The following is a 21141-nucleotide window of genomic DNA, read 5'->3' as shown; positions in this document are numbered from 1 at the left end:
CTCGAAGAACGAAAGGCACCGATGAGCATCGACAACCTGAAGGAAATCCTTCCGGAGTATGCGAAGGACCTCAAGCTCAACCTGGGTTCCATCGCACGTACCACCGTCCTCAAGGACGAACAACTGTGGGGCACATTGCTGTCCACCGCCGCAGCCACCAAGAACGCGACCGTCCTGCGGGAGATCGCCGACGAAGCCGCCGACAACCTGTCGGCGGAGGCGTACAACGCTGCGCTCGGCGCCGCGTCGATCATGGGGATGAACAATGTGTTCTACCGTGGCCGCGGATTCCTGGACGGCAAGTACGACGACCTGCGGCCCGGACTGCGGATGAACATCATCGGCAACCCCGGCGTCGACAAGGCCAACTTCGAGTTGTGGTCGTTCGCGGTGTCATCCATCAACGGTTGCGGCCACTGCGTCGCCGCCCACGAGAACACCCTGCGCGAAGACGGTGTCGAGCGTGAGGCGATTCTCGAATCGCTGAAGGTCGCCTCGATCATCGCCGGCGTTGCTGCCGCACTCAGCACTGCCGAGGTTCTTGTCGGATAGCGGAAAACCCGCTGCCACAGGTACTGCCATATCAAAAGAGCAGGGACCCCGACCGGGTCCCTGCTCTTTTGGCTTCTGTGGGCTACGCCAGCGCATCGCCGATGCGCTGCGCCATGTCGCTGACCTGGGCACTGGTCATCACAAACGCCGGCGAGATCTGCAGTGCACCCTGACCGGCCGCGCGACCACTCACTCCGTGCTTACGCAGCGCGCCGATGACCGCCGGAGCTGTCGACGGATCCGCCAGCTGCACAGCGGCAACCGCACCGAGTCCGCTCCGGATCTCGCTCACCGCAGGCAGATCGGCCAGCGGAGCGAGCACTACGTGCAGGTCGGATTCGAGCCGCGCGGCCTCTTCGAGCAGTCCCTCGGACTCGATGATGTCGAGGTTCGCCATCGCCGCGGCCGCGGCACCGGCGTGGCCGCCGTAGGTGTAGCCGTGGCGCCACCACACACCACCGGCGTAGAACGGTTCGGCGATCTTCGGTGCGATGAACACCGCACCCATCGGGACGTATCCCGACGTCAATCCCTTGGCGGTGGTGATCATGTCGGGCTCGAGCCCGAAACGACTTGAGGCGAACCAGGATCCGCCGATCCGGCCGAATCCGGTGACGACCTCGTCGACGACGAACAGGACATCGTGGTCACGGCAGATCTGCCGGACCTCGGCCAGGTAGCCGTCCGGCGGCAGGTAGATGCCACCGGCACCGATGATCGGCTCGACGAAGAACGCGGCGATGTTGTCGGCGCCGATCCGCTCGATGAGACCGAGCAGGCTCTTCGCGTCATCCCATTCGACGGTTGCCGCGTCGGGCATGAGCTCGCCGTAGTTCTCGCGGTTCAGCGGCAGACCCGACAGCGCGGTGCCGCCCACGTGCATACCGTGGTACGCCTTGGTGCGGCCGACAACGATCTTCTTCTCCGGCTTGCCCAACTCATGCCAGTACCGGCGAGCGAGCTTCACCGCCGAATCGACCGAGTCGCTGCCACCCGAGGTGAAGAACACCTTGCTGCCCGGGATCGGTGCGAGGGCGGCCAGACGATCCGCGAGTGCGGCCGTCACATCCGAGGTGATGTCGCCGAACCCCGAGTAATGCGCCAACGTACTCAGCTGGCGGGCAACGGCGTCCGCGATCGCGGTCCGGCCGTGTCCGACGTTGGTGAACCACAGACCGGCTGTGGAATCGATGTACTTGTTTCCGGCGGCGTCCCAGATATAGGCGCCCTCGCCCTTGGCAACAACAAACGGTCCCGAGGCGCTCACCGCGCCCATGTCGGCAAAACCGTGCCAGAGACCGGCAGAAGAAGAAGCAGTCATGGGGTACATCATGCCTGGCAGGTGGCGGCACGATGTCAGGGCACCGGCGACTACCATTGGGGACGATATGTCGACCGCGCCCGATCAGCCCAGCCAACCCGCCGCATCAGGGCAGCCCCCCACATCCGGGCAGCGCCGACGCCGCGGACGTAAATCGTCCGGCAAACCTCCTTCGCCGCGATCGGGATCCCGCACCTCTGCCGGCCCCGGCCCGGAGGAACTCGAACGGCGTCGCGCGCTGGTCCCGGACCTGCGCTATCCGCCGGAACTGCCGGTTTCGGCGGCCCGCGCGGAGATCGCCGCGGCGATCGAGGCCCATCAGGTGGTTGTCGTCGCCGGTGAGACCGGCTCCGGCAAGACCACCCAGCTGCCGAAGATCTGCCTGGAGCTCGGCCGCGGTGTCGCCGGCAAGATCGGCCACACGCAACCACGACGGCTCGCTGCCAGATCGGTCGCCGAGCGGATCGCCGAAGAAACCGGCACCGAACTCGGCGGTGTTGTCGGGTACTCGGTCCGGTTCACCGACAAGGCCTCCCGCGACACCCTGGTCAAGGTGATGACCGACGGCATCCTGCTGCGGGAACTCTCGCAGGATCGCCTCCTGCGCGATTACGACACGCTGATCATCGACGAGGCCCACGAGCGAAGCCTCAACATCGACTTCATCCTCGGATATCTCAAACAGCTGCTCCCCCGGCGTCCCGACCTCAAGGTGATCATCACCTCGGCCACGATCGAGCCCGGCCGTTTCGCCGATCACTTCGCCACCGAGGACCGCCCGGTCCCCGTCATCGAGGTGTCCGGGCGCACGTACCCCGTCGAGATCCGTTATCGGCCACTCGTTGTCGAGGACGAGGACGAAGCCGACCTCGATCAGTTGCAGGCCATCGGTGAGGCGGTCGACGAACTCTTCGCCGAAGGCCCCGGCGACATCCTCGTGTTCTTGCCCACAGAACGCGAGATCAACGACACCGCCGCATCTCTGAAACATCTCGAGGCACGCGGCGTCGAGGTGATCCCGTTGTTCGCCCGGCTGTCCGCGGCCGATCAGCACCGGGTGTTCGCCTCGCACAAGGGCAGACGAATCGTGTTGTCCACCAACGTTGCCGAGACATCGCTGACCGTTCCGGGCATCCACTACGTGATCGATGCCGGTACCGCCCGCATCTCGCGCTATTCGACCCGCACCAAAGTTCAGCGGCTACCGATCGAGCCGATCTCCCAGGCCAGTGCCCGTCAGCGTGCCGGCCGATGTGGCCGTGTCGCCGCGGGCGTCTGCATCCGCCTGTACAGCGAAGACGATTTCGATGCCCGGCCCGAATACACCGAACCGGAAATCCTGCGCACCAATCTGGCCGCCGTCATCCTCAACATGACGTCGCTCGGGCTCGGTGACGTCGGACGCTTCCCGTTTGTGCAGCCACCGGATCCCAAGGCCATCCGCGACGGCCAACAGCTCCTCGACGAACTCGGCGCTCTGGCCCCGGCCACCCCCGACAACCCGGTGCGGCGGTTGACCCCGATCGGCCGGTCGCTGGCGAAGATCCCCGTCGATCCGCGGTTGGCCCGCATGCTCGTCGAGGCCGACACGCAGGGTGCGCTCGGCCCGATGCTGGTCCTGACCGCAGCGCTGTCGCTGCCCGATGTCCGGGAACGCCCGGCGGACCACCGGCAGGCCGCCGATGAATCACATCGCCGCTTCGCTGCCGCCGGCTCTGAGTTCCTCACGCTCCTCAATCTGTGGGCATATCTCGAGGAATTGCGAAAAGAGCTGTCCTCCAGCCAATTCCGCAAGCGCTGCAGCCGCGAGTTCCTGCACGGACTCCGGATCCGGGAATGGCGTGATCTGCATTCACAGCTGGTCCGGATCGTCCGGGATCTCGGCATGACCGTACCGGCGGCATTCGAGATCCCCGAACCGGAATCCGGGATGGCAGCAGCCATCCATCAGTCGGTGTTGTCGGGGCTGCTGAGCCAGATCGGGGTCCGCGAGGGGGAATCCAAAGAGTTTCTCGGAGCGCGCGGGACCAAGTTCATGATCTTCCCCGGGTCACACATGTCGAACAAACCGCCCCGGTTTGTGATGGCGGCCGAGATCGTGGAAACCTCACGGCTGTGGGCCCGGACCACCGCCCGGATCGAACCCGAGTGGGCCGAGCGACTGGCCGGCGACCTCGTCAAACGCCAATACAGCGAACCACACTGGTCGGGTAAGCATTCCGCGGCGATGGCCTACGAACGGGTCACGCTCTACGGCGTGCCGCTGGTCACGCAACGCCGTGTCAACTACGGCTCGATCGACCCCGAGGTCGCCCGGGAGTTGTTCATCCGCAGTGCCTTGGTCGAGGGCGACTGGCGCACCCAACATCCGTTCTTCCATCGCAACCGGGCACTCCTCGACGATGCCGAAGAATCGGTCCACCGGGTCCGGCGCACCGACGTGGTGGTCGACGATGACGTACTGTTCGCGCACTACGACCGTCTCGTCGGCGCCGAGGTCGTCTCCGGTCGACATTTCGACACCTGGTGGAAGACCGCCAGGAAGAAGGACCCGACACTCCTCGACCTGAATCCGGCCGATGTCGTGGCCGGCGGCGGTGCCACCGATCCCGCCGGATTCCCGGACGCCTGGCGCCAGGCCGACACCACATACGCCCTGCGATACCGATTCGAACCCGGTACCCCCGATGACGGTGTGAGCGTGCTGATCCCGTTGTCGTTGCTGGTCCGGGCCCGCCCCTCCGGCTTCGACTGGCTGGTCCCGGGGATGCGGACCGAACTGGTCACCGAGCTGATCCGCACCTTGCCCAAAACCCTTCGGCGCCAAGTCGGTCCGGCACCCGATCTGGCAGCGCAGGTGCTCGACGCGGTGACCCCACGTGCACGCCCGCTGACTGCGAGTGTGGCCGCCGAACTCACGCGGATCACCGGTGTGTCCATCGCGGCCGCCGACCTGAGGGCGACCGCGCTCGCAGACCACCTGCGGATGACGTTCATCGCCGTCGCCGCGAATGGCGACGAGCTCGGCCGCTCCAAGTCTCTGGCCGAACTCCAGGAACGCCTCGGCAACAAGGCGCGCGCCGCCCTCGAGAAGGAAGCGGCCCCGGCGGCCACCCCGGTGGCCAAGACCTGGACCGCCGATACCTTCGGCACGCTCACCCGGTCCATCCGGAGCACCGTTGCCGGGCAAGAGATCACGAGCTATCCAGCGTTGGTGGCCCGGGGTGGTGGCTTCACCGTTGCCCCGATGTCCACCGAGGCTGAACAACGTATCCAGATGTACAACGCGTTGATCGGTCTACTGATCAACGATGTACCAGCGTTGAGGCCGAATGCGACCTCCGCGCTGGGCACCTCCGACCGGTTGGCGCTGAGCCAGAGCCCGTATCCCACCGCGGCCGCGTTGCTCGCCGATTGCGTCCGCGCTGCGGTCATCGATCTTGTTCCGGCACAGCCCACTGTGTGGTCGGCAGCCGATTACGCGGCGCTGCGCACCCATGTCGCGGGTCAGGTCACCGGCCGGGCGACCACCAAGTTGCGTCAGGCCGCGGCAGTTCTGGCCCGGGTGGCCCCGCTGCGGACCGCGATCGAGGCGACGACGGTCGCCGACGCTGCCGACGATGTACGCGACCAACTCGGCGAGTTGGTTTTCGACGGATTCATCTCCGCCACCGGTGGCGAGCATCTGACGGAGATTCCCCGCTACCTCGATGCCGCGCTGGCGCGACTCGATCAGTTGCCGGCGTCGGCAGCGAGGGATGCCGCGTCGATGGCCACCGTCGACCGGGTCGTGGCGGCCTGGACCAGTCACCTACGGATGATGCCGTCGGAACGTCAGGATGCGGTCAGCGAAGCCGCCGGCTGGATCGTCGAGGAGCTGCGTGTCGGGCTGTTCGCTCAACAGCTGCGAACCGCGTACCCGATCTCAGAGAAGCGCGCCATCAAGGCAATTCGCGACCTGCGCTGACCCCAACGCAAAATTCGCGGGGAGTCAGGATTCGGACTTGCCGGACCGGAGATCGTCGATTTCTTTCTGGAAGTCGTCCACCGAGTCGAATGAGCGGTAGACGGAGGCGAAGCGAAGGTACGCGACCTCGTCGAGATCGCGGAGCGGACCGAGAATCGCAAGACCGACCTCGTTGGCCGGAACTTCGGCCGAACCCGAGGCCCTGACGGCTTCCTCGACCTGCTGCGCAAGATGCTGCAACTTGTCATCGTCGACAGCTCGGCCCTGGCAGGCCCGGCGGACGCCGCGCATGACCTTCTCGCGGCTGAAAGGTTCAGTGACGCCGGTCCGTTTGACCACCGAGAGCACCGCGGTCTCCACCGTGGTGAAACGGCGTCCGCACTCCGAACAGGCACGGCGACGACGGATTGCCTGTCCCTCGTCCGCCACCCGCGAATCGACTACGCGGGTGTCCTCGTTCTTGCAAAACGGGCAATGCATGCACGATTCCTCGACGGTCGACGGCCTGGGCGGAGTGACCAGACGCTGTGGTTCCGAGGATACCGCCCGGGCTGTGGGCCCCTGCATCATCTACCTGACGTAGACCGGCGTGACCAGCGCCTGCCCCACCGACAATGCCGAGTTGCTCATCGCGTTGAGCTCCATGATCTTTGCCACGACGGCTTCGGCCGGCATCTCGGGTGCGATCCGGGAAGCGATGGCCCCCAACGACTCCCCCGACTGAACCCGGACGACCTGGGTGCCGACGCGCCCCGGATCAGCAGACTGCTCCATCACGCCGCCGAAGAAGGTCATGAATGCAACGATCAGCATCAGACCGATTCCCGCGACGGCGCCGGCCGCCCAGGCGCGCCGACGGGCGAAGACCTTCTCGCGAGCGGTCGGCATTCGTTGTTCGGTGTTGCGCGATTCGGCGCAGGAGACGGCCACGCGGCGCTGAGCAGGCAGCCGGCGATCGGCCGGACGGGCGGTGTCCGCGGGCCGCAAGGGCCGCTTGGTACGCGGAACGGTAGCGCTCTCGGCGTGGTGAACGGGCCGAGCTGTGGCCGGCCGGATGATGGTGGTGGCTGCAGTCATGGGTTCAGTCCTCGGATCATCGGATCGATGGTGCATTCGATCACTCGTTCGATTGAAAGAGTGTTCGATTTGTATCACGGGGTTCCGACAAGCGCCACGCCTGATCGAACAAATGTTTGAGACTTGTGATGATTTGCACTACCTTTGTCCACATGGACCCCGCCCGATACCGCACGAACTGGAGGACCTGATGGCCGATACAACCCAGCCCCCGACGCCGTCGGACGGAGCCGCCACCACCGTGGTCGCCACCGGACCGCTGGCAGAAGGCTCACTGACCGCCCGCCAGAAAGCCGTACTCGAGGTCATCCGCGCCTCGGTCCGCGAGCGCGGCTACCCGCCGAGCATCCGGGAGATCGGTGACGCCGTCGGCCTGACCTCGACGTCGTCGGTCGCCCACCAGCTCCGCACACTCGAACGCAAAGGCTTCCTGCAGCGCGAGAACAACCGTCCCCGCGCGGTAAACATCCAGGACACCGACCTCAACCCGGCCACGGCTGCCGGTCAGGTGCAGGCACCCGACGAATCACTTCCGACGCCGACATTTGTCCCGGTCCTCGGCCGGATCGCGGCCGGTGGCCCGATCCTCGCCGAACAGGCCGTCGAAGACGTCTTCCCGCTCCCGAAGGAACTCGTCGGCGAGGGTTCGCTCTTCCTGCTCAGGGTGGTGGGCGAATCGATGATCGACGCCGCGATCTGCGACGGTGACTGGGTGGTCGTACGCCAGCAGAACGTCGCCGACAACGGAGACATCGTGGCCGCGATGATCGATGGCGAGGCCACGGTCAAGACCTTCAAGCGCACCAAAGACGCCGTGTGGCTGATGCCGCACAACCCGGTATTCGATCCCATCCCCGGCAACGATGCGGTCATCCTGGGCAAAGTTGTGACAGTGATGCGGCGACTCTAGAGACACACATGCGAAAAAGGCGGGTGCACCGGAGATCCGGTGCACCCGCCTTCTGCCGTTCGGCGCGTTGATGTTTGAGTGATCAGACCCCGAGGCTGCGTCCGATGACTTCCTTCATGATCTCGGTGGTGCCGCCGTAGATGGTCTGCACGCGTGAGTCCAGGAACGCCTTCGCGACGGAGTATTCACGCATGTAGCCGTAGCCGCCGTGCAGCTGCAGGCAGCGGTCGATCAGGTGCACCTGATTCTCGGTGGCGTAGTACTTGGCCATCGCGGCATCGGGGACGGTCAGCTTCTTCTCGTTCAGCAGCCCGATGCAGTGGTCGACGAACACGCGCGTCGTCGTCGTGGACGTGGCCAGCTCGGCCAGCAGGAAGCGGGTGTTCTGAAAGTTGCCGATCGAACGCCCGAAAGCCTTGCGGTCCTTGGAATATTGAACGGTGGTCTCCAGGACCTTCTCCATGGAGGCAGCGGCGACCACGGCGATCGACAGGCGCTCGCGCGGCAGGTTCTGCATCAGGTAGATGAAGCCGAGTCCCTCTTCACCGAGCAGGTTCTCGGCGGGTACGCGGACGTTGTCGAAGCTCAGTTCGGCGGTGTCCTGCGCCTTCATGCCGACCTTGTCGAGGTTGCGGCCGCGCTCGAAGCCGGGCATGCCGCGCTCGACGACCAGCAGGGAGAAACCCTTGGCGCCGGCCTCGGGATCGGTGCGCGCGACCACGATCACCAGGTCGGCGTTGATGCCGTTGGTGATGAAGGTCTTCGATCCGTTGAGCACCCAGTGATCGCCGTCCTTCTTGGCGGTCGTCTTGATCCCTTGCAGGTCCGAGCCGGTTCCGGGCTCGGTCATGGCGATGGCGGTGATGAGCTCACCGGAGGTGAATCCCGGGAGCCAGCGCGCCTTCTGCTCGTCGTTGGTCAACTCCAGCAGGTACGGCGCGATGACATCGTTGTGCAGGGTGAATCCCAGGCCGCTGAACCCACCGCGTGCGGATTCCTCGGAGACGATGCACTGATAGCGGAAGTCGTCGACTCCGCCGCCACCGAACTCCTCGGGCGCGTCAACGGCCAGGAAGCCGTTCTTACCGGCTTCGATCCACACGTCGCGATCGACGATGTTCTGCTCTTCCCAGCGGGCGTGGTGCGGCGCCACATGCTGCTCGAGGAAGCTGCGGTACGAATCGCGGTAGAGGAGGTGCTCAGGCTCGAAAATCGTGCGTTCCATCAAAGTCTCCATAACGAGGGTGTCCAAACGAGGTTGCCAGCAACTGTAACTGGATTCTACATTCAACCCAAGGAGCGCTCAGTCAGGGCAAGACGACCTGTCCAGGCCCGGATTCAGAACAGATGGGGCGCGGCGAACTCGGCCAGTGCATTGGCCAGTGCCGAGGGAACGCTGGCGACGATCTCGGTGCCGTCGGCACCATGCTTCTCGCTCGACACATCGCCTTCGGCATGGATGCGTGAGACCAGATCACCGCGGGAATACGGCACTCGGACACTGACGTGGACATCGTGCCTCGACACCGACTCACGAACCCGCTCGAGAAGTTCCGGGATACCTTCGCCCGTGGCGGCCGAGATGAAGACCGCCTTGGGGAACAGGCTCCTCAACTGAGTCAGCACAGTCGGGTCGGCGACGTCGATCTTGTTGATCACCAGCAGCTCCGGCGGTGTGGACGCCTTCTCGTCGTGGATCACCTCTTCGATGACCTTGCGCACTGCGCTGATCTGACCGGTGGGAATCGGGTCCGAACCATCGACGATGTGCAGCAAGAGGTCTGCGTCCGCGACCTCTTCGAGGGTCGAGCGGAACGCCTCCACCAGTTGGGTCGGCAGATGCCGGACGAATCCGACGGTGTCGGTGACCACGATTTCGCGACCGTCGTCGAGGGACATCCGCCGGGTGGTCGGATCCAGGGTGGCGAACAGCGCGTTCTGTACCAGGACGCCCGATCCGGTCATCGCGTTGATCAGACTGGACTTGCCCGCGTTGGTGTACCCGACGATCGTGACCGAGGCGAGTGCGGCTTGTTTCCGCTTGGTGCGCTTGGTGTTTCGCGACGTCTTCATCTCGCGGATCTCCCGGCGCAACTTCGCCGTCCGCTCGCGGATCCGGCGGCGGTCCGTCTCGATCTTCGTCTCACCGGGTCCACGCAGGCCCACACCGCCGTTGCTGCCGGCACGGCCACCGGCCTGGCGGGACATCGATTCACCCCAGCCACGCAGACGCGGCAACATGTATTCCATCTGAGCCAGCGCCACCTGGGCTTTGCCCTCGCGCGATGTGGCGTGCTGGGCGAAGATGTCGAGGATCAGCGCGGTCCGGTCGATGACCTTGACCTTCACCACCTTCTCCAATGCGGTGAGCTGTGCGGGTGTCAGTTCACCGTCGCAGATGACGGTGTCGGCGCCGGTGGCCACGACGACCTCACGGAGTTCGTGGGCTTTGCCCGAACCGATATAAGTGGCCGGATCAGGTTTGTCACGACGCTGAAAGAGTCCTTCGAGTACCTCGGATCCGGCGGTCTCGGCCAATGCCTTCAGTTCGGCGAGACTCGACTCGGCCTGGGCGGTGGTGCTGCCCTGCATCCAGACCCCGACGAGAACAACCCGTTCGAGTCGGAGCTGACGGTATTCGACCTCGGTGACGTCGGTGAGCTCGGTGGACAGACCTGCAACGCGCTTGAGCGAGCTGCGTTCGTCGAGTTGTAGTTCGCCGGTCGTCGGTGAATGTGAGTCGGATGAGTGTTCAGTCATGAGGTGACCATCGTGACATCCGGACAGGTGCACTGCATAACGGTTTTAGCGCCACCCTGCGTTGAGCATGCCCGCGCCGACGAGGACGGAGGGCCCGCGAAGTTCGTTCTCGTCGTCACCGACGGTGACGGTGACCGCTCCACCGGGAACGTTGACCACGACCGCGCCGGTGCTGCGCCCGACCGACTGCAAGGCCGCGGTGGCCGCCGCGACGGTTCCGGTGCCGCAGCTGCGGGTCTCCCCCACACCGCGCTCGTGCACCCGCATCGACACCTCGCCGACCAGTGCGGCGTCGGTCAACTCGACCAGCGGTGTCATCAGTTCGATGTTCACGCCGTCGGGGAATTCGGTGTGATCGAAGGTGATCGGCGCGGTGAGGTCGATGCTTTCGAGTTGCTCGACGGTCAGCCCCTCGACAACACAGGCCAGGTGGGGATTGCCGACGTTGACCGACAGTCCTGAGTACGTCTGATCGCCGATGCTCGCCTTGCTCTCGGCGCCGGTGCGTACCCGGCCCATCAGCACACTCACGTCCGCCGACGATTCCGTCAGGTGATGAACTGTCACGCGACGTCCGCCCGCTCGCGACCCGACTGTGAAGGTCGGCTCGGTGACCAGATCGTGGGCGGCGAGATAGTGGGCGAACACCCGCACGCCGTTACCGCACATCTCCGCGATCGATCCGTCGCCGTTGCGGTAGTCCATGAACCAGTCGTCGTGGGCGACGCCCGGCGGAAGAACCTCGAGGACTCCGGCGCCGAGGAGCGCGCCCGCGGTGGCGACACGGAGGACACCGTCGGCACCGATCCCGCGATGGCGATCACAGAGCGCCGAGACAAAATCCGGCGTCAGATCGAGTTGCACACCGGCATCGGGCAACAGCACGAAGTCGTTCTCCGTACCGTGCCCCTTCACAAAATCAACACGCCCGAACATTTGCTCAAGACTACGCGCCCAGGGCGGATTGCCCGGTTCTCACCCGTCCGCGGCCCGCAACGCCTGCCCCAGCAGATCGGGTGTGGAGGCATCGAGCCAGTGCACCCGTGGATCGCGCCGGAACCACGACCGTTGCCTGCGCACGTACCGGCGGGTGCCGATGAAGGTGAGTTCCTGCGCCTGCGCGATGTCGTGGTCACCGTCCAGCGCGGCTATCACCTGTGAATAGCCGATCGCCCGCGCCGCGGTGACGCCCTCTCGGAGCCCCCGGGACAACAGTGCCCGGACCTCGTCGACGAATCCCTGCGAAAACATTCGTTCGGTCCGCAACGCGATCCGGTTGTCGAGTTCTGCGGTATCCCGATCGAGCGCGATTATGGTTGTGCCCCAACGTGGTTCACCGATTGTCGGCGCAGACGCGGCAAACGGCTGCCCCGTCAACTCCACCACTTCGAGCGCCCGCACGATGCGTCTGCCGTCGGTGTCGAGGATGTTCCGGGCGGCTTCGGGGTCGACCTCGCCCAGCCTGTCGTGCAGGGCGAGAGAACCCAGACGTTCCAGGTCGGCCTCGTAGCGCCCGCGGACCTCGGGATCGGTGGCCGGGAATTTCCAGTCGTCGAGCAAGGCCTGGATGTACATCATCGACCCACCGACCACCACCGGTGTGCGGCCCTGCGCGAGCAATGACTCCACATCGGCTCGCGCCGCCTGCTGATATCGCGCCACCGTTGCGGTCTCGGTGACATCGAGGACGTCGATCTGATGGTGCACGATCCCGCGCCGCTCATCGGCCGGCACCTTGGCGGTACCGATGTCCATGCCCGTGTACTGCTGCATCGCGTCGATGTTCACGATGTCGCCGCCGAGCGCCTCGGCGATGTCGAGTGCCAGATCCGACTTACCGCTCGCGGTGGGCCCGATCACGGCGATCGGGTTCACCATGTGAGATCCCACAGCGCCACGGTGTAGCCGACGCCGAACGGCGCACCGGCGTAACGCAATTCAGGGGTGATGGCCGCACCCTGCGTCGCGGCCGTGGCCACCTGCCACGGACCACGGCCGGCGGCACCGAAACTTTCACAGTCCGGTTGCCCGAGGGCCGCGAGCGCGCCCCGGTCACCTGATGCCAGTGCCCTGTCGATGCTGTCCTGAAATTCCTCGGCGCCGTCCGCCGATCCACCGGGAGCCTTGGCACCGAGGGTGTTGGCGCCGTCGCCCACCACGAGCAATCCGATCGGCTCATCGCGGGTTGCCAGGCTCCGGGACAGCGCGTGTCCCTGATCGCTGCAGGCCGACGGACCACTCGACACGAACACCAATTCGGTGGTCAGCCTGATGTCCTGATCGACCTGGGCGCCGAGCCATCCACCGATCAGCAGTGACAGGTCCATCTCCGGGTCGGCGTCACCGGTTGCATCAGGCACCAGATCGACCCGGACGTCCACTCCGAAGCCGACAAAGCTCCCCCGCGCGGCGATCGGTCTCGTCGGGTCGCCCGCTCCGACGATCACCCACGTGCGGCACCGATCCGCCAGATCAGCGCATACCTGCAGCGTCGCAGCACGTACCGGCAACAACTCGGGCACCGCAGGACCGGACAGTTCGGGCACCAGAGCGGGTGCGGACGGGACAAAGGCGGCGGCGATCAACACCTGCGCAACGCTAGTCGACCACCCACACCACGAAGTGCCGGTGCCGACTCGAAGGCGAATCCGACACTCTTTTGTCGGCGACTGTCCACACCCGCCCCGGTGACCTGCTTCAATGAGTGTGGGCGGTGACGGTGGATCACCGTCGGCATCTGATGCATCTGGCAGCCGTGTCGCGCGGCAGGGATAAGGAATGACATGACCGATCACACGCCGCAACCGGCAGCCACGGAAACCTCGAATCCGACTCCGAGCCCGAAACCAGGACCCAAGCCCGGGCCCCGGCCCGGTCCGCGTCCCGGCCATCATCCGCCCGCCCATCCCCATCCAGCACCCGTCGATCCAAGTCGGCCTGCCTCCGACCCGTCCGAGTTCGGGCGGATCGACGAAGACGGTGCGGTCTGGCTGAAGAACTCTGACGGCGAGCACCAGATCGCCTCCTGGCAGGCCGGCACCGCCGCCGAGGGACTCGCCCACTTCGGACGCCGCTTCGACGATCTCGTCGTCGAAGTCGAATTGCTCGAGGAACGCCTCGACGCCGGCACCGGCGATCCACGCAAGACCAAGACCGCCGCTGTCGCACTCCTCGAATCACTGCCGACGGCCGCGGTCATCGGCGACGTCGATGCCGTGGCCACGCGCTTGCAGGCCATCATCGACTGGGCCGAAGGTGCTGCCGAGAAGGTCAAACACGACCGGGACGAATCCCGGGCCAAGGCCGTGGCCCGTAAGAACGAACTGGCCGCGGAAGCCGAGACCATCGGGGCCGAATCCACGCAGTGGAAGGTCGCCGGCGACCGGATGCGCCAGATCCTCGACGAGTGGAAGACCATCAAGGGCGTCGATCGCAAGACCGACGATCTGCTGTGGAAGCGCTACTCCAAGGCCCGTGACACCTTCAACCGGCGCCGCGGTGCCCATTTCGCCGAGATGGATCGGGAACGCGCCGGAGCGCGGGCTCGCAAGGAAGAGCTGATCACCGAAGCCGAGGCGCTGTCGTCGTCCACGGAGTGGGCGGACACCGCGGCGAAGTTCCGCGATCTCCTCACGCAGTGGAAAGCCGCCGGCCGCGCACCGCGCGATCAGGACGATGCCCTGTGGGCCCGGTTCAAAGCCGCTCAGGACGTCTTCTTCGGCGCCCGCAACGCCGCCACGTCCGAACGCGACGCGGAGTTCGAGGACAACGCCAAAGCGAAGATCGAACTCCTCACCCGCGCCGAGAAGACGATCGACCCCGACAGCGATCTCGACGCCGCCCGCCGTGACTTCCGGGTCATCCGCGATCAGTGGGACGAGATCGGCAAGGTACCCCGCGACCAGATGCACACCCTTGAGGCGCGGATCAAGGCCGTCGAGAAGCGGATCCGCGATGCGGAGTCCGCACAGTGGGAGCGCACCGATCCCGCTGTTAAGGCCCGCGCCCAGCAGTTCGCGGACCGGGTTGCCCAGCTCGAGGATCAGGCAGCAAAGGCCGAGGCCAATGGCAAGGCCAAAGATGCCCGCAAGCTCCGCGAGCAGGCCGAGCAGTGGCGTGAGTGGGCCAATGCGGCCGAGGGCGCGATCAACGACTGACGTACGTCAACAAAAGACCGGGCAGGCAGGCCCGGTCTTTTTTGTTGGGATCAGTCGTCTTTCTTGGGACGCTTGGAGACCGATTTGCGTTGCAGTGCAACGGCCTTCGCTTCCTGCTCCGCCGCGTCGTCGCGTCGTTGCGCCTCCAGCGACAGCTGCACCGAAGTGCGCACCCACACCACGCGCGCCCAGTGGAAGGTGAGGACGATCATCGCCAGCCAGCCCACCACGAGTCCGGCACCGACACCGCTCGGCGGGTCGAAGCCCGAAACGCCGGGTGTGTTGCGCGACCACCACGCCAGCATCCCTGCGACACATCCGACTGCGCAGCCGCACAACGCGATCCACGCGAAGAACCAGCGCCGGGTGACCAGCGCCAGCGTCGAGAACCCGATACCGAAGATCACCTGAAGCCAGATGAAAATGCGCGAGGTGATGGTGACATTCTCGGCGACGGCCTCGGAATTGAATGTCAGAACATCGATACCGCTGACCGAACCGGTATGGGGTAACACCAACGACAGCATCACCACCAGCACTGCGGCCGCGACCACCAGTGCCCGGGCACCGGGATCGATCTCCCCCGCGACCTTGCGCTCCGCTTTGCGCAGGTCGCCTTCGAACTGTTCGAACTCGTCGTCGGGCCGCTTGGTGGACATCAGACCTCACATCCCGAACCGCAACCGGATTCAACCGGCGCTTGCATTGGTTTTCCGATGGTCGGCAGACCCAGGCCCACTCCGATCGGCGGGGTCTGCGGTGTGGTGCCGGCCGCGTGCGCGTCACCCGCACGGGTACGCCGGTGGTTCCGCACTCCGGCGTCGGCAAGCAGATAGTGCGGCGCAGCGCCGGTCACGTCGGTGTCGATCAGGTCGCCGGGACGGATCGCGGCGTCGCTGGTCTCGAAGTGCACCAGGCGGCCATCGCGAGCACGACCGGTCATCCGGCCGGAACCCTCACGCCCGTCGGCGGTCACCAGCACCTCGACCGCTGTCCCGATCAACTTCTGGTTCTCTTCCAGGCAGATCCGGTCCTGCAGATCGGTCAGGCGCATATACCGCTGCGACACAACCTCTTTCGGAACCTGGTCGACCATCTCGGCCGCCGGGGTACCCGGTCGCGGTGAGTACTGGAATGTGTATGCACTGGTAAAGCGGGCCTTGGCCACGACGTCGAGGGTGGCCTGGAAGTCTTCCTCGGTCTCGCCCGGGAATCCGACGATGATGTCGGTGGTGATCGCTGCGTGCGGCATCGCGGCCCGGACCCGATCGATGATCCCGAGGAACTTGGTGCTCCGGTAGCTGCGCCGCATCGCCTTGAGGATTCGGTCCGAACCCGACTGCAGCGGCATGTGCAACTGCGGGCAGATGTTGGGGGTCTGCTCCATCGCCTCGATCACGTCATCGGTGAACTCGGCCGGGTGCGGGGATGTGAAACGGACTCTCTCGAGACCGTCGATCTCGCCACACGCGCGCAGCAGCGACGCGAATGCACCGCGGTCACGACCCAGCTCGGGGTCGGCGAATGACATCCCGTACGCGTTGACGTTCTGGCCGAGCAGCGTCACCTCGAGGACACCTTCGTCGACGAGCGCCTGCACTTCGGCGAGAACGTCACCGGGACGACGGTCGACCTCTTTGCCCCGCAACGCCGGAACGATGCAGAACGTGCAGGTGTTGTTGCACCCCACCGAGATCGACACCCAGCCCGAGTACGCCGATTCGCGCTTGGCGGGCAGCGTCGAAGGAAATGCCTCCAGCGCGTCGATGATCTCCACCTGCGCGGACTGATTGTGCCGCGCCCGTTCCAGGAGCACGGGAAGCGAACCGAGATTGTGCGTACCGAAGACGACGTCGACCCACGGGGCCTTCTGCACCACGGTGCTGCGATCCTTCTGCGCCAGACAACCGCCGACCGCGATCTGCATTCCCGGGCGACCGGCCTTCACCGGCGCCAGGTGGGAGAGATTGCCGTAGAGCTTGTTGTCGGCATTCTCGCGGACCGCACAGGTGTTGAAGACAACGAGGTCGGGCTCGGTCTCGGAGTCGGCCGGGACATAGCCGGCTTCCTCGAGCAAACCGGAGATCCGTTCCGAGTCATGGACGTTCATCTGACAGCCGTACGTGCGGACCTCATACGAACGGGCTGCGGAGATCTGGCCGGTCGTACCGTCTGAGGCCTGCGGTTCTGTCAACGAGATTGTCACGTGCCCCAGGGTACTTGCCATCGCCTACCAGGCGAAATGACACCGACGACCTGCCTGTTCCACACCTCGACGTCGGCAACACGGAACAGTCAATTGGTGCGGTTCGCTGCCGAGCGGTCCCCTTACCCCTAGGGTCGATATTCATGACAGCATCTTCGGACGGTTCGAACGCGGGGCAGTCGGGAACGGCATCCCGGGCCGGCAGCGGGAACACGATGATCAGTATGAAAAAGGTGCAGAAACACTTCGGTGATCTGCACGTGCTCAAGGATGTCGACCTCGAAGTCCCCACCGGACAGGTCGTCGTGGTGCTCGGCCCCTCGGGCTCGGGCAAGTCGACTCTGTGCCGGACGATCAATCGTCTCGAGCCGATCGACGAGGGCGAGATCTGGATCGACGGACAGATCCTGCCGAGCGAAGGCAAGGCGCTCGCGGCGCTGCGTGCCGACGTCGGCATGGTGTTCCAGTCGTTCAATCTCTTCGCCCACAAGACGATCCTCCAGAACGTGACCCTTGCCCCGATCAAGGTCCGCGGCAAGAGCAAGGCCGACGCCGAGAAGCGCGGGATGGAACTCCTCGAGCGCGTCGGTATCGCCAGCCAGAGAGACAAGTACCCGGCGCAGCTCTCCGGTGGCCAGCAGCAGCGTGTGGCCATCGCGCGATCGCTCGCGATGGAACCCAAGGTGATGCTGTTCGACGAGCCCACCTCGGCCCTTGATCCGGAGATGGTCAACGAGGTCCTCGATGTGATGGTCTCGCTGGCCAAGGAGGGCATGACCATGCTCGTGGTCACCCACGAGATGGGTTTTGCCCGCAAGGCTGCCGACCGGGTGATCTTCATGGCAGACGGCGCGATCGTCGAAGACGACGAGCCGGAGACCTTCTTCACCCAGCCGAAGTCCGATCGTGCCCGTGACTTCCTCGGCAAGATCCTGGGCCACTGATGAGTCAGATGAACCCGGTGCGTCCGGAACCAACGCCGCGCCCCAGGCGGCTGACCACCATCCTCGGCCTGGTTCTCGCGGCACTTCTCGTCACGGTCGGGATTTCTGCCTGCGGTAATACGGAACCGCGCAACCTGCTCGAGTCGATCGAGAACGGATCGGTGATCGGGGGCATCAAGTTCGATCAGCCCGGCCTCGGTCTGCGGCATCCCAACAAGACGTACACCGGCTTCGATGTCGCGGTGACCAAATATGTGGTCAACAACATCGCCGAGAAGAACGGCTGGGACAAACCGAAGATCAAGTGGCGCGAAACACCGTCCGCCCAGCGCGAGACGCTCATCGCGAACGGTGAGGTCGACATGATCGCGGCCACCTACTCGATCAACGCGGCGCGGTCGAAGAAGGTCGCGTTCGCCGGCCCGTACCTGATCAACTACCAGGCGCTGCTGGTACGCGAGGACGACGACGACATCGAAACCCTCACCGACATGAACAAGGGCAAGAAGCTGTGTTCGGTCACGGGCTCGACGTCCGCGCAGAACGTGAAGAACCAGCTCCCCAACGTTCAGCTGCAGGAGTTCGATTCGTACTCATCGTGTGTGGAAGCGCTCCGCCGCGGCAAGGTCGATGCATTGACCACCGACGAGGCCATCCTCGCCGGTTTCTCCAACTTCTATCCGGGTGAGTTCAAGTTGGTCGACATGACCTACCCGAAGGATGGGTGCGCGGGTTCCGGCAGTTCGCGGTCGCTCAAGAAGGCCGGGACCCCATTCTCGACGGAGCGCTACGGCATCGGATTGGCGAAGGAGTACCCGGAGGCGGTCGCCGCCGTGAATGCCGCGCTCACCGACATGCTGGCGACACCGCCCGGAGGTGGACCGTCCGCCTGGGAGAACGCGTTGCGCGAAGAACTCGGTGACAGCCAGGTCGACAAGATGATCGACCGCAGCGAGACGGCCGATTCGAAGTACGGGTTCACCCCGACCCCGGGTGACCTCACCTTCCTCGATTCCAAGTCGACCCCGTGCCCGGAGGGACAATCATGAGTGAACTGTGGTCCGATATCGGACCCGGTCTGTGGCCCGCGTACTGGGTGACCATTCAGCTGACCATCTACTCGGCGATCGGATCATTGATCTGGGGAACGATTCTCGCGGGTATGCGGGTCTCGCCTGTCCCGGTGATGCGGGTCTTCGGTGCGTTCTACGTCAACATCGTTCGCAATACCCCGCTCACCTTGATCGTGCTCTTCTGCTCGATCGGGTTGTACTACAACCTCGGACTCGCGCTTGCGCCCGAGAACGAGAACTTCGTCAAGAACAACAACTTCTGGCTCGCGGTGCTGGCGTTCGTTCTGTACACCTCGACCTTTGTCTGCGAGACACTGCGGTCGGGGTTCAACACCGTGCCACTCGGCCAGGCCGAAGCGGCCCGGTCACTGGGCCTACCGTTCACCAAGGTTCTCGGGGTCATCATCTTGCCGCAGGCGATGCGATCGGTCATCGGACCGATGGGCAGCGTCCTGATCGCCCTGACCAAGAACACCACGGTGGCGTCCGTCATCGGCGTCGGCGAGGCGTCGCTGCTGATGAAGGAACAGATCGAAAACCATGGGGATCAGATCATCGCGATCTTCGTCATCATCGCGATCGGATTCATGGTCCTCACACTCACCGAAGGCCTGATATTCGGTTACCTGGCAAAGCGATTGGCGGTCAAGCGATGAGTGGCGCAACGGTTTTGTACGACGCACCCGGACCCAAGGCCCGCAGACGCAATCACCTGATCACCATCGCATTCGGTGTTGTCCTGATCGCGGCGGTCGTCTATGTCCTGCTGGTGCTGGGGGACAACGGACAGCTCACGGCCGAGAAGTGGGATCCGTTCATCAAATCCACCACCTGGACCACGTATCTCCTGCCCGGCCTGTGGGGAACCATCAAAGCCGCGGTGCTCTCCATCGTATTCGCTCTGATCCTCGGCGCACTCCTCGGCGTCGGACGGCTCTCCGACCATCGGTGGGTCCGGTACCTCAGTGGCAGCTTCGTCGAGTTCTTCCGTGCCATCCCGGTGTTGATCCTGATCATCTTCGCCTACTACCTCTTTGCCGAGTACGCCCTGTTCCCTTCTGAGCAACTGGCATTCGCCGCGGTCGTCGCCGGCCTGACGCTCTACAACGGCTCGGTCATCGCTGAGATTCTCCGTTCCGGCATCAACTCACTACCCAAGGGGCAGGTCGAGGCCGCCAATTCGCTGGGTATGCGCAAATCGCAGACGATGCGGATGGTGTTGTTGCCACAGTCGATCACCGCCATGCTCCCGGCGTTGATCTCGCAGATGGTCATCGCGCTCAAGGACAGCGCGTTGGGTTACGCCATCGGTTACATCGAAGTGGTGCGCTCGGGCATCCAGGTCGGTGCGTACTACGGCAACTTCTTGCCGTCCCTCATCGTCGTTGCGATCGTGATGATCATCCTCAACTTCGGATTGTCCACACTGGCAACCGTTGTCGAACGTCGCCTTCGCGAGGGTAAGCGCAAGGTCAAGGCAGTCCACATCGCTGAGGAAGACGCAGTCACCGCAGTTCGTTGAGTCGCGTCTTCACCAGTTCGAACGCCAGCGACGGCGCATAGCCGCGACGAGCAAGCATCGCCACCAATCGGCGTGTGTGCTTGTCGCGGCTTTCGCGGTCAGAGAGGTCTTCGGCACCCAAGCGTGACGTCTTGCGTCGGAGCAGGTCGGCGGCGCGCTCGCGTTCGGTGTCGTCGTCGACCTGACCGATGGCCTGCTCGATGACCCTGTCCACCACGCCTTTCTGGCGTAGCTCATGGCGCAGTGCGGTGCGTCCCTTGCCGCTGTGCAGGTGGCGTGAACGCACCCACTGCTCGGCAAAATCTGCATCGTCGAGCAGGCCTGCGCGGTCGAGGCGCTCCATCACCGAATCGATCTCAAACGGTGGAAAGTCCTTGTCTTGCAGCCGCCCTCGCAGCTCGGCCCGACTCCGCGCCCGCACACCGAGCAGCCGGAGTGCGGCATCGTATGCCGAAGCACCGGTGCCCGAGGACAACGATCTGGGTTCGAGTGTGGGCTCCGCGAGAGGAACCGACGCGGCCTCGGGACCCCGGACGTCGGGAGCGGCGTCGTCTACGGATACAGGTCGGGAGAGGATCTCCGTTGTCGCCGACCGCAGTTCTGCGATGCTGGCACGGATATCCTCTCCCCCAGGTACTTTCACCTGTTACTG

The 21141-nt window shown here is 64.8% G+C and carries 19 protein-coding genes; 8 read left to right on the top strand and 11 right to left on the bottom strand.

All coding sequences use genetic code 11. The annotated features are described in order from the left end of the window. The first annotated feature begins 21 nt into the window (after window positions 1–21). Window positions 22–552 carry an alkyl hydroperoxide reductase gene (locus tag H290_RS0113810; RefSeq protein WP_020107401.1) on the top strand — a complete coding sequence of 177 codons (531 nt, stop codon included), beginning with the start codon at window positions 22–24 and terminating at the stop codon, window positions 550–552. A gap of 82 nt (window positions 553–634) precedes the next feature. Here the strand turns inward: H290_RS0113810 and H290_RS0113805 are convergent, their stop codons facing one another. Continuing rightward, window positions 635–1882 carry an aspartate aminotransferase family protein gene (locus H290_RS0113805; protein ID WP_028463172.1) on the bottom strand — a complete coding sequence of 416 codons (1248 nt, stop codon included), beginning with the start codon at window positions 1880–1882 and terminating at the stop codon, window positions 635–637. Window positions 1883–1940: 58 nt separating this feature from the next. On the opposite strand from H290_RS0113805, the gene hrpA reads away from it, so the two are divergent. Next, entirely contained in the window at window positions 1941–5840 is a 3900-nt protein-coding gene (gene hrpA / locus H290_RS0113800; RefSeq protein ID WP_020107399.1) for an ATP-dependent RNA helicase HrpA, read from the top strand. A gap of 24 nt (window positions 5841–5864) precedes the next feature. Here the strand turns inward: hrpA and nrdR are convergent, their stop codons facing one another. Further along, entirely contained in the window at window positions 5865–6320 is a 456-nt protein-coding gene (gene nrdR / locus H290_RS0113795) for a transcriptional regulator NrdR (protein ID WP_020107398.1), read from the bottom strand. Between the two features lie 90 nt (window positions 6321–6410). Further along, complete coding sequence (locus H290_RS31170; protein WP_020107397.1) at window positions 6411–6917, bottom strand: LysM peptidoglycan-binding domain-containing protein; 507 nt, start codon at window positions 6915–6917, stop codon at window positions 6411–6413. Between the two features lie 190 nt (window positions 6918–7107). On the opposite strand from H290_RS31170, the gene lexA reads away from it, so the two are divergent. Then, window positions 7108–7827 (top strand): transcriptional repressor LexA, encoded by a 720-nt coding sequence (gene lexA, locus H290_RS0113785; protein WP_081631579.1) that lies wholly within the window; start codon window positions 7108–7110, stop codon window positions 7825–7827. A gap of 82 nt (window positions 7828–7909) precedes the next feature. Here the strand turns inward: lexA and H290_RS0113780 are convergent, their stop codons facing one another. The 5 genes from H290_RS0113780 to H290_RS0113760 form a co-directional block, all read right to left on the bottom strand. Continuing rightward, entirely contained in the window at window positions 7910–9052 is a 1143-nt protein-coding gene (locus tag H290_RS0113780) for an acyl-CoA dehydrogenase family protein (RefSeq protein ID WP_028463170.1), read from the bottom strand. 113 nt (window positions 9053–9165) lie between these two features. Next, window positions 9166–10587, bottom strand: a complete 1422-nt coding sequence (hflX, locus tag H290_RS0113775) for a GTPase HflX (protein WP_020107394.1) — start codon at window positions 10585–10587, stop codon at window positions 9166–9168. A 45-nt stretch (window positions 10588–10632) separates the two neighbouring features. After that, on the bottom strand, window positions 10633–11523 hold the full coding sequence (dapF, locus tag H290_RS0113770; protein ID WP_020107393.1) for a diaminopimelate epimerase: 891 nt from the start codon (window positions 11521–11523) through the stop codon (window positions 10633–10635). 39 nt (window positions 11524–11562) lie between these two features. Continuing rightward, complete coding sequence (gene miaA, locus H290_RS0113765; protein WP_020107392.1) at window positions 11563–12465, bottom strand: tRNA (adenosine(37)-N6)-dimethylallyltransferase MiaA; 903 nt, start codon at window positions 12463–12465, stop codon at window positions 11563–11565. Next, entirely contained in the window at window positions 12459–13175 is a 717-nt protein-coding gene (locus H290_RS0113760; RefSeq protein WP_020107391.1) for a hypothetical protein, read from the bottom strand. Before H290_RS0113760 ends, miaA begins: the two co-directional genes overlap by 7 nt. Before the next feature lie 195 nt (window positions 13176–13370). On the opposite strand from H290_RS0113760, the gene H290_RS0113755 reads away from it, so the two are divergent. Continuing rightward, window positions 13371–14744, top strand: coding sequence for a DUF349 domain-containing protein (locus tag H290_RS0113755; protein WP_020107390.1), 1374 nt, complete (start codon window positions 13371–13373; stop codon window positions 14742–14744). A gap of 50 nt (window positions 14745–14794) precedes the next feature. Here H290_RS0113755 and H290_RS28575 read toward each other — a convergent pair whose 3' ends face one another. Together H290_RS28575 and miaB are read right to left on the bottom strand one after the other, a co-directional pair. Beyond that, on the bottom strand, window positions 14795–15403 hold the full coding sequence (locus H290_RS28575) for a hypothetical protein (RefSeq protein ID WP_020107389.1): 609 nt from the start codon (window positions 15401–15403) through the stop codon (window positions 14795–14797). After that, a complete protein-coding gene (gene miaB, locus H290_RS0113740; RefSeq protein ID WP_020107388.1) occupies window positions 15403–16950 on the bottom strand; it encodes a tRNA (N6-isopentenyl adenosine(37)-C2)-methylthiotransferase MiaB in 1548 nt (515 codons plus the stop codon). The genes H290_RS28575 and miaB overlap by 1 nt, the downstream gene beginning before the upstream one ends. A gap of 215 nt (window positions 16951–17165) precedes the next feature. Here miaB and gluA point away from each other — a divergent pair, with 215 nt between their 5' ends. The 4 genes from gluA to H290_RS0113720 are packed head-to-tail and all read left to right on the top strand — an operon-like array spanning window position 17166 to window position 20489. Next, window positions 17166–17894: a glutamate ABC transporter ATP-binding protein GluA gene (gluA, locus tag H290_RS0113735; protein WP_051122036.1), complete on the top strand. Its 729-nt coding sequence runs from the start codon at window positions 17166–17168 to the stop codon at window positions 17892–17894. Beyond that, window positions 17894–18943 (top strand): transporter substrate-binding domain-containing protein, encoded by a 1050-nt coding sequence (locus H290_RS0113730; protein ID WP_020107386.1) that lies wholly within the window; start codon window positions 17894–17896, stop codon window positions 18941–18943. The genes gluA and H290_RS0113730 overlap by 1 nt, the downstream gene beginning before the upstream one ends. Continuing rightward, entirely contained in the window at window positions 18940–19623 is a 684-nt protein-coding gene (locus H290_RS0113725) for an amino acid ABC transporter permease (protein WP_020107385.1), read from the top strand. The genes H290_RS0113730 and H290_RS0113725 overlap by 4 nt, the downstream gene beginning before the upstream one ends. Continuing rightward, the gene (locus H290_RS0113720; protein WP_020107384.1) at window positions 19620–20489 is read left to right on the top strand and encodes an amino acid ABC transporter permease; all 870 of its coding nucleotides are present in this window, start codon (window positions 19620–19622) and stop codon (window positions 20487–20489) included. The genes H290_RS0113725 and H290_RS0113720 overlap by 4 nt, the downstream gene beginning before the upstream one ends. Here H290_RS0113720 and H290_RS28570 read toward each other — a convergent pair. Continuing rightward, complete coding sequence (locus tag H290_RS28570) at window positions 20473–21132, bottom strand: regulatory protein RecX (protein WP_020107383.1); 660 nt, start codon at window positions 21130–21132, stop codon at window positions 20473–20475. The two genes, H290_RS0113720 and H290_RS28570, sit on opposite strands and share 17 nt — an antisense overlap. Between the last annotated feature and the right edge of the window lie 9 nt (window positions 21133–21141).

This window comes from Nocardia sp. 348MFTsu5.1, from assembly GCF_000383535.1.
Taxonomy (GTDB): Bacteria; Actinomycetota; Actinomycetes; order Mycobacteriales; family Mycobacteriaceae; genus Williamsia; species Williamsia faeni.
This window is presented reverse-complemented; position numbering and strand designations above follow the sequence as displayed.